The organism is Billgrantia saliphila (assembly GCF_002930105.1).
Classification (GTDB): domain Bacteria; phylum Pseudomonadota; class Gammaproteobacteria; order Pseudomonadales; family Halomonadaceae; genus Halomonas; species Halomonas saliphila.
In genome coordinates this window covers 1-8,846 of sequence record NZ_PJRN01000035.1, presented here as the reverse complement: position 1 = coordinate 8,846, position 8,846 = coordinate 1, and the positions used below count along the sequence as shown (strand labels likewise).

Below are 8,846 nucleotides of genomic sequence, written 5' to 3'. Positions count from 1 at the left end.
GCGCGCAGCAGCGTCAGTACGGCCGACGCGGCCAGCATGATCGACATCAAATAAATGAGATAGCCGTTGGGGATACGCAGGAACTCGGTCACGTCACCCCACTGCATGGCGCGTTCGCCTAGCGCCCAGACCCGCCGGGCCATCACCCACAGCGCGCCGGTGACGATCAGGTTGACCAGCACTTGGCGAATCCAGATCAGGCGCGGCGGAAACACGGTGTCGAGCAGGTCGACGCTGACGTGCTCCTCGCGCCAGCACACCACCGGCAGCGACAGGAACACCAGCGCCGCCAGCATCAAGCGGGTCAGCTCGACGGTGCCGAGAATCGGTGAATTGAAGAAGTAGCGTCCGGTAACGTCCGCCGTGGTCAGCAGCATCATGGCGAAGAGGGTGGCGCCCGCCACCCCCTCCAGCCCCAGCTGCATGACCCGGCCGATCCGCAACACGAACGGAGACGAGGTCGGCATGGTCAAGCCTCCTGGAGATACAACGGGTTATTGCTGCACCACGCGCCCGGCGATGCTCTCCTGCTCGGCAGCCGAATCGAGCTGCTCGCGAAAGTGCGCCAGCGCCGCTTCGGTATCGATGCCACGGCCTTCCACGGCGGCGCTCCACTCGGCGATCAGTTCGTCGGTCACCTCGCGCAGGCGTTCGATGTCCTCCTCGGAGGCCTCGGTGAACGTATTGCCCTGCTCCTCGGCGAAGGCCACGCCGCGCTCGTCCATGGCATCCATCATGTAGCCGAACAGGCGTGAAAGGTTTTCGCCGGAGACGGCTTCGATCGCTTCGCGGTCCTCTGGCGAGACCTGATCCCAGAACATCGGATTCATGACGATGGCGAAACTGCCGCGGTAGAAGCCGCCATCCACCGTCAGGGTATGCGGTAGCACCTCGGCCACGCGGAAGCTGCGCAGCCCCTCGAGGGTCAGCATCGCGCCGTCGATGACGCCCTGCGAGGCGGCTTCATAGACGCCGGTCGGCGGCAGCGCCACGCCTGTCACGTCCATGGCGGTGGCCAGGTCGCTCATCACCCCGCCGCCGACGCGCACCCGCTTGCCGGCCAGTTGGTCGAGTGTTTCGATCTTGTCGCGCGTGAAGATCTGACCCGGCCCGTGCACGCCCATGGCCATGACGTCGACGCCGCGATGCTCCTCCGCCTGGGCCAGGTATTCCTGGTAGGTACGCCAGTAGGCGGCGGAAGCCGCTTCGGACGTGAACGCCTCGAAGGTGGGGAATTCCGGCAGCTGGGTCAGCTCGAAACGACCCGCCATATGGCCGTGAAAGATCCAGCTGGCGTCGGCGACGCCGTCGGCCACGATCTCCATCTGGGCGGCCGGAGGCCCCATGTCGTGTACCACCTCGACGGTGACGCGCCCCTCGGTGGCCTCCTCAATCCACGCCTTCCAGGTAGGCCAGACGATGGTATTGATGCCGTGGTTGGGCCCCCCCCAGGTGCTGACGGTAATGGTTTCCTGGGCCAGGGCCGGCGCGCCAAGTCCTACACCGAGCGCCGCCGCGGCACCGATCATCAGTCGATTTGTCATTTTCATGGTGTGCTCCTAAGTCGTCACGGGTGGCGACTTCGCGCCGAATTGTTGTGTCGGTGACTGAGCTCTCGCCGGGCAGCAGGCGGATGAGAGCGCCTCAGCCATTACGCATTCTGACGCTTTCACCATGCCCGACTGATAATCTCCCCTGCAACTAATTTGAGCGAAGCCGAACTTATACTTAGGTCTTAAAAGCGGGGAAAATCCATGATCTCAGGCAAAAAATCGGCAGTTGCCGCAGGCTTGCCTTGCCACTTGGTCCGTGGTTTGCTGGACATATAGTTTCAATGACAACTATGCTCCGTGAATTGCACGGCCCCGCGCGACCGCTTTTCATCACTAGCGCCCCGACGACAGTGGAGGAACCATGAGCAAGAAATTCGCCTCACATGCCGATACCGAAGAGAAGCAGATCAGCTTCACCCAGCTGGCGGAAGGCCTCTACGCCTACACGGCCGAGGGCGATCCCAACACCGGTGTCGTCATCGGCGACGACAGCGTCATGGTGATCGACACCCAGGCTACGCCGATCATGGCTCAGGACGTGATCCGTCGCATCCGCGAGGTGACCGACCTGCCGATCAAGCACGTGGTGATGACCCACTATCACGCCGTGCGCGTACTCGGCGCCTCGGCCTACGACGCCGAGAACATCTACGCCAGCCAGAACACCTACGACCTGATCGTCGAGCGCGGCCAGCAGGACTATGAGTCCGAGGTCGGCCGCTTCCCACGCCTGTTCAAGGGCGTCGACTCGGTGCCCGGCCTGACCTGGCCCAACATCGTCTTTCAGAAAGAACTGACGGTGTACATGGGCGAGCGCGAGGTGCGTATCATCCACCTCGGTCGCGGCCACACCAAGGGCGACACCGTCGTCTGGCTGCCCGAGGAGAAGGTGATGTTCTCGGGCGATCTGGTCGAGTACGGTGCCACGCCCTACACCGGCGACGCCTATCATGAGGACTGGCCTTCCACCCTCGACCGCTTGCAGGCGATGGCCCCGCAGAAGCTGGTGCCGGGCCGCGGCGAAGCGCTGCAGTCGCCGGAGCAGTGCCAGGAAGCGATCCAGGGCACCCGCGACTTCCTCGCCGACATGTACGAAAGCGTCAAGGCGGGCAAGGCCGCCGGCAAATCGCTCTCCGAGTGCTACTCCGAGACCTACGCCAAGCTCAAGCCCAAATACGGCCACTGGGTGATCTTCGATCACTGCCTGCCGTTCGACATCACCCGCTGCTATGACGAGGCCGGCGGCGAATACCCCGACCCGCGCATCTGGACCGCCGAGCGCGATACCCAGATGTGGCACTCGCTGCAGGAAGCCGTCGAGAACCAGTAACGCTACAACAACCTTGCCGACGCCGTACTTGGCGAGCGGCGCCGGGGCAGGTCGACACCGAGGTTCGGCCTGCCCCGGCCGGAGGAAGCATGCCGACTACTTACAACAATCCCGTCTACCCGTATCGACGCCCGCCGGAGCTCAACCGTGACGACGTCCGCCACTGCCCGGTGGTGATCGTCGGCGCCGGCCCCACCGGCCTGGCCATGGCCATCGACCTGGCCCAGCAGGGCGTCGAGAGCGTCGTGCTCGATGACAACAACACCGTCAGCGTCGGCTCGCGGGCGATCTGCTTCGCCAAGCGGACGCTGGAGATCCTCGACCGCCTGGGTTGCGCCCAGCCGATGGTCGACAAGGGCGTGACCTGGCAGCGCGGACGCGTGTTCTTTCAGGAACGCGAGGTCTACGACTTCGACTTGTTGCCGGAAGAGGGCCACCGCATGCCGGCCTTCATCAACCTGCAGCAGTACTATTTCGAGGAGTACCTGGTCGGTCGCGCCGACACGCTCGCCGATCGCATCGACCTGCGCTGGAAGCACAAGGTGGTCGAGGTCGCCAGCCGCCCCGAGCGCAGCGAAGTGCGCGTCGCCACCGAGGACGGCGACTACCGCCTGACCTGCGACTACCTGCTGGTGGCCGATGGCGCCAACAGCAAGATCCGCGACATGCTGGGCCTGGAGAGCCGCGGCCAGATCTTCCAGGACCGCTTCCTGATCGCTGATGTGATCATGAAGGCGGACTTTCCCACCGAGCGCTGGTTCTGGTTCGATCCGCCCTTCCATCCCAATCAGTCGGTGCTGCTGCACCGCCAGCCGGACAACGTCTGGCGCATCGACTTCCAGCTGGGCTGGGATGCCGATCCGGAGGAAGAGAAGAAGGAGGAGAACATCCGCCCCCGGGTGCAGGCGATGCTCGGCGAGGACGTGGAGTTCGAGCTGGAATGGGCCAGCGTCTACACCTTCCGCTGTCGCAAGATGGATAGCTACATTCACCACCGGGTGTTCTTCATGGGCGACGCCGCCCATCAGGTCTCGCCCTTCGGCGCCCGCGGCGCCAACGGCGCGCTGCAGAGCACCGAGAACCTGGCGTGGAAGCTGGCCCGGGTGCTCAAGGGGCAGGCTCCGGAGGTCTTGCTCTCGACGTACGACGACGAGCGCCAGCACGGCGCCGCCGAGAACATCCTCAACTCGACCCGCGCCACTGACTTCATCACGCCCAAGAGCCGTGTCAGCCGGCTGTTCCGCGACAGCGTGTTGGAACTGGCCGAGCACTATCCCTTCGCCCGTCGCCTGGTCAACAGCGGACGCCTCTCCATGCCGTGCCGCTACGACGGCTCGCCGCTCAACGGCCACGAGGCCGAGGGCCTGCCGCGCGAACTGCGCCCCGGTAGCCCGGCCAAGGACGCCCCGGTGCGGGTGGCGGGCCGCCCGGCCTGGCTGCTCAACCAGTTGGGCGACCGCTTCGTGCTGCTGCTCGACGGGCGCGTCGACAGCGCCCGGGCCGAGGCGCTCAAGGCCGAGCTCGCGCCGCTGCTCGAACGTCGTGACGATCTCGAGGTGCTGATCGTCGGCCCGGCACCTCATGCCCTGACCGAGCTGCCGCGCAGCACGTTAATCGAGGACGCCGAGGCGCTGGTGGGCGAACGCTACGGTCTGACCGGCGGTATCGGCTACCTGATTCGCCCCGATCAGCACGTCACCGCCCGCTGGAATTCGGTGACGGCCGACGCCGTCGACGAAGCGCTGAATTGCGCCCTGGGCCGCCACTTGGATGCCGAGGAGGTGCGTCATGCCACGGCTTGAACTGAACCCCAACTTCACCGATCCGGACGCCTTCTATGCCGCGCTGACCGAACTGCATCGCGAGCGCAGCGAGGCCGAGAGCGAACGCATCAACGCGCGGCTGATCCTGCTGCTGGCCAACCATATCGGCGTCCAGCAGGTCCTCGAGGAGGCCCTGGCCATCGCCGGCACGGCATCCCCAGACAGGCAAACAGGCAAGTAACAAGAGGGATCTTCCATGACGAACGAGACACTCGAATACCAGAGCGGCTTTCGCAACCACTTCGCTAGCGAGGCGCTGCCCGGCGCCCTGCCAGTAGGGCAAAACTCACCGCAGAAGTGCGCCTACGGCCTCTATGCCGAGCAGCTCACCGGCTCGGCCTTCACCGCACCGCGGCACGAGAATCTTCGTAGCTGGCTCTACCGCATCCACCCCTCGGTGGTGCAAAGCGAGTACCGCCCGCTGGGCGAAAACCGCGTGGCCACCGCGCCGCTGGCCAAACCCGCCGCCGATCCCAACCAGATGCGCTGGGACCCGCTGCCGATTCCCGCCGAGCCCACCGACTTCGTCGACGGCCTGCTGACCATTGCCGTCAACGGCGACGCCGGCACCCAGGCCGGCTGCGGCGTTCACGTCTACGCCTTCAACCGCGACATGACCGAGCGCTTCTTCTACGACGCCGACGGCGAGCTGCTGATCGTGCCGCAGCAGGGCGGGCTGCACCTGCGCACGGAGCTCGGCGAGCTCGAGGTGAAGGGCGGCGAAATTGCCGTGATTCCACGCGGCATGAAGTTCCAGGTGCGCCTGGCCCAAGGCAGCGACGCCGCCCGCGGCTATATCTGCGAGAACTACGGCAGCCCGCTGGAGCTGCCCGGCCTCGGCCCGATCGGCGCCAACGGCCTGGCCAACCCGCGCGACTTCGTGAGCCCGGTGGCCTCCTATGAGGACCTCGAAGGCGACTTCGAGCTGGTGGCCAAGTTCTCCGGCCGCTTCTGGGCCACCAAGCTCGGCCACTCGCCCCTCGATGTGGTGGCCTGGCACGGCAATTACGCGCCCTACAAGTACGACCTGGCGCGCTTCAATACCATCAACACGGTGAGCTTCGATCATCCCGATCCGTCGATCTTCACCGTGCTGACCTCGGCCTCCAACACCCCGGGCATGGCCAACATCGACTTCGTGATCTTCCCGCCGCGCTGGATGGTGGCCGAGAACACCTTCCGCCCGCCCTACTTCCATCGCAACCTGATGAGCGAGTTCATGGGGCTGATCCACGGCGAGTACGACGCCAAGGCCGAGGGCTTCCTGCCCGGCGGGGCCAGCCTGCACAACTGCATGTCGCCCCACGGCCCCGACGCCGACACCTTCGAGAAGGCCTCGAACGCCGAGCTGACACCGCAGCGCCTGGATGCGACCCTGGCCTTCATGTTCGAGAGTCGCTATGTCTACCATCCCACCGAGGCAGCGCTGAATGCGGACTTCCGCCAGCGCGACTATGTGGACGTGTGGTCGACCCTGCGCTCGCACTTCGATCCGAAGCAGCCTTGAGCCAATGAACAGCCTTGAGCCATAAACGGCCCTGAGCACCTCTTATCTGAGCACCTATTATTGTGACGGGGCCGCACGGCGGCCCCGCCCCGACGAAAAGGATTCGACGACGATGAAACTCGCCACCCTGAAGAACGGCCGCGACGGCGAACTGCTGGTGGTCTCCCGCGACCTGAGCCAGGCAGCATCCGCCAGCGATATTGCCACTACCCTGCAGCAAGCGATCGAGAACTGGGATGCCGTAAGCCCCAAACTGGAAGCGCGCTACGCCGAACTCAACGACGGCCGCGCCGAGGGCGCCTTCGCGCTGGACCAGAGCCAGCTGCACTCGCCGCTGCCGCGCAGCTATCACTGGGCCGACGGCTCCGCCTACCTCAACCACGTCAAGCTGGTACGCCAGGCGCGCAACGCCGAAATGCCCGAGAGCTTCTGGAACGACCCGCTGATGTATCAAGGCGGTGGCGACCACTTCCTCGCCCCCACCGAGGACATCGAGGCGGTCAGCGAAGAACACGGCATCGATTTTGAAGGCGAGATCGCGGTGGTCACGGACGACGTGCCCATGGCGGTGACGCCTGAGCAGGCCGCCGGCCACATCAAGCTGATCATGCTGGTCAACGACGTCAGCCTGCGCGGGCTGATCCCCGGCGAACTGGCCAAGGGCTTCGGGTTCTTCCAGGCCAAGCCGGCCTCGAGCTTCTCGCCGATCTGCGTCACTCCCGACGAGTTGGGCGACGCCTGGCAGGAGGGCAAGGTTCACCTGCCGCTGACGGTGCATCTCAACGGCGAGAAGTTCGGCGAGCCGGAAGCCGGCCCCGACATGATCTTCAGCTTCCCCGAGCTGGTCGCCCACGCCGCGCGCACCCGTTACCTGGGCGCCGGTGCCATCGTCGGCTCGGGCACCGTCTCCAATCCCGACGCCAATGGCGGCCCGGGCAAGCCGATCAGCGAGGGCGGCGTCGGGTATAGCTGCCTGGCCGAGGTGCGCATGGTCGAGAAGATCCTCTACGACGAGATCAAGACCCCGTTCATGCGCTTCGGCGACCGCGTGCGCATCGAGATGTTCGATCGCCAGGGCAAGAGCATCTTCGGTGCCATCGACCAGCAGGTGGTGAAGTACCAGCCCAAGTGAATGCCAGGGAGGCGACCATGACGACGCTATACGGCTACTTCCGCTCCTCTGCGGCCTACCGGGTGCGCATCGCGCTCAACCTCAAGGGTCTGGATTACGACCAGGCACCGGTGAACCTGGTCAAAGGCGAGCAGAAAGACGGCGACTTTCGCACCCGCAACCCCCAGGGCCTGGTGCCCGTGCTCGAGACCGAGGACGGCACGCGGCTGACCCAGTCGCTGGCTATCTGCGAATATCTCGACGAGCGCCACCCCGAGCGGCCCCTGCTGCCGGCCGATGCCGAGGGCCGTGCGCGGGTACGCTCGCTGGCCCAGCTCATCGCCTGCGAGATCCACCCGCTCAATAATCTCAAGGTGCTCAAGTACCTGGTGCACGAACTGAAGGTGGACGACGAAGCCAAGCAAGCCTGGTATCGCCATTGGATCGCCGAAGGCTTCACCGCGTTGGAGGCGAGGCTCGCCAACGAGCCCGGTACCGGCACGTTCTGCCACGGTAACGACCCGACTCTGGCTGACATCTGCCTGGTGCCCCAGGTATTCAACGCCGAGCGCTTCGAGTGCGACCTTGCGGCCTACCCAACCCTGCGGCGCATCACCGAGCGCTGTCGCGAGCTGGAGGCCTTCCGTCGCGCCGCCCCGGGCGAGCAGCCGGATGCAGGGTAGCTCCCCTTTTCGACAGTTGCTCAACCTTCAGTAAACCGTTTCGCCCCCATCGTCCGATCGATGGGGGCGCTTTTCATTCTGGAATCAAAAACTCGTAGCTTTTCCCAATATGTAAACATTAGAGTTTTGCCGTCCATTGCTTAACTCTCTCGCCGCACAATTAAATTTAAAAAAGAACACAAAAAAGCACTTTCGACACCCCATTAATTACAAACATGGCAGCTAGCTTTACTGACACGGCTTGATTCGTGACGTCGAACTTCGGCGCATGTAAATGGCCTGGCTTTAATTTAAACAAATCTAAAGGAGTTAGACATGTTTAAAAAGCTGCTTATGACAACGGCAATTTCAACCGCGCTGGCTATGACTGGATCCGCCGTGGCCCAGCAATCGGATCAAGATAGCCAGTGGAACGACAACAATCGTTTCTCACAGCAAGGCCAAGACAATCGATGGCGCGACCAGGATCGCAACCGCTACGACCAGGGCGGTATGGATCAGCAGTGGCGCGATCAGGATCGTAACCGCTACGACCAGGGCGGTATGGATCAGCAGTGGCGCGATCAGGATCGTAACCGCTATGACCAAGGCGGCATGGATCAGCAGTGGCAGGACCAGGACCGCAACCGCTATGACCAGGGCGGCCAGAACCAGCAGTGGCGCGACCAGGACCGCAACCGTTACGACCAGGGCGGCCAGAACCAGCAGTGGCGCGACCAGGACCGCAACCGCTACGACCAGGGCGGCCAGAACCAGCAGTGGCGCGACCAGGACCGCAACCGTTACGACCAGGGCGGCCAGAACCAGCAGTGGCAGGACCGGGACCGCAACCGCTATGA

The 8,846-nt window shown here is 64.4% G+C and carries 9 protein-coding genes; 7 read left to right on the top strand and 2 right to left on the bottom strand.

The window, feature by feature from the left end:
• Positions 1 to 467 (bottom strand): TRAP transporter small permease (locus CYJ07_RS20080; protein ID WP_104205474.1); only part of this gene is annotated, 467 nt, incomplete at its 3' end.
• Between the two features lie 27 nt (positions 468 to 494).
• Complete coding sequence (locus CYJ07_RS20075; RefSeq protein ID WP_104205473.1) at positions 495 to 1,550, bottom strand: TRAP transporter substrate-binding protein; 1,056 nt, start codon at positions 1,548 to 1,550, stop codon at positions 495 to 497.
• Positions 1,551 to 1,914: 364 nt separating this feature from the next.
• Between CYJ07_RS20075 and CYJ07_RS20070 the strand changes: the two genes are divergently transcribed.
• The 7 genes from CYJ07_RS20070 to CYJ07_RS20820 form a co-directional block, all read left to right on the top strand.
• Positions 1,915 to 2,883 (top strand): MBL fold metallo-hydrolase, encoded by a 969-nt coding sequence (locus CYJ07_RS20070; protein WP_104205472.1) that lies wholly within the window; start codon positions 1,915 to 1,917, stop codon positions 2,881 to 2,883.
• A gap of 89 nt (positions 2,884 to 2,972) precedes the next feature.
• A complete protein-coding gene (locus CYJ07_RS20065; protein ID WP_104205471.1) occupies positions 2,973 to 4,685 on the top strand; it encodes an FAD-dependent oxidoreductase in 1,713 nt (570 codons plus the stop codon).
• Complete coding sequence (locus tag CYJ07_RS20060) at positions 4,672 to 4,887, top strand: DUF2783 domain-containing protein (RefSeq protein WP_104205470.1); 216 nt, start codon at positions 4,672 to 4,674, stop codon at positions 4,885 to 4,887. Before CYJ07_RS20065 ends, CYJ07_RS20060 begins: the two co-directional genes overlap by 14 nt.
• A 15-nt stretch (positions 4,888 to 4,902) precedes the next feature.
• On the top strand, positions 4,903 to 6,213 hold the full coding sequence (gene hmgA, locus CYJ07_RS20055) for a homogentisate 1,2-dioxygenase (RefSeq protein ID WP_104205469.1): 1,311 nt from the start codon (positions 4,903 to 4,905) through the stop codon (positions 6,211 to 6,213).
• A gap of 112 nt (positions 6,214 to 6,325) precedes the next feature.
• Entirely contained in the window at positions 6,326 to 7,345 is a 1,020-nt protein-coding gene (locus CYJ07_RS20050) for a fumarylacetoacetate hydrolase family protein (protein WP_104205468.1), read from the top strand.
• Between the two features lie 17 nt (positions 7,346 to 7,362).
• Positions 7,363 to 8,007, top strand: a complete 645-nt coding sequence (maiA, locus tag CYJ07_RS20045) for a maleylacetoacetate isomerase (protein ID WP_104205467.1) — start codon at positions 7,363 to 7,365, stop codon at positions 8,005 to 8,007.
• Between the two features lie 378 nt (positions 8,008 to 8,385).
• Positions 8,386 to 8,846, top strand: a 461-nt coding sequence (locus CYJ07_RS20820) for a hypothetical protein (protein WP_197038450.1), incomplete at its 3' end; no start/stop codon positions are given.

Coding starts and splice junctions, on each gene's coding strand:
- CYJ07_RS20060 (WP_104205470.1), top strand. CDS start 4,672: ATGCCACGGCTTGAACTGAACCCCAACTTCACCGATCCGGACGCCTTC.
- CYJ07_RS20065 (WP_104205471.1), top strand. CDS start 2,973: ATGCCGACTACTTACAACAATCCCGTCTACCCGTATCGACGCCCGCCG.
- maiA (WP_104205467.1), top strand. CDS start 7,363: ATGACGACGCTATACGGCTACTTCCGCTCCTCTGCGGCCTACCGGGTG.
- CYJ07_RS20050 (WP_104205468.1), top strand. CDS start 6,326: ATGAAACTCGCCACCCTGAAGAACGGCCGCGACGGCGAACTGCTGGTG.
- CYJ07_RS20070 (WP_104205472.1), top strand. CDS start 1,915: ATGAGCAAGAAATTCGCCTCACATGCCGATACCGAAGAGAAGCAGATC.
- hmgA (WP_104205469.1), top strand. CDS start 4,903: ATGACGAACGAGACACTCGAATACCAGAGCGGCTTTCGCAACCACTTC.
- CYJ07_RS20075 (WP_104205473.1), bottom strand. CDS start 1,550: ATGAAAATGACAAATCGACTGATGATCGGTGCCGCGGCGGCGCTCGGT.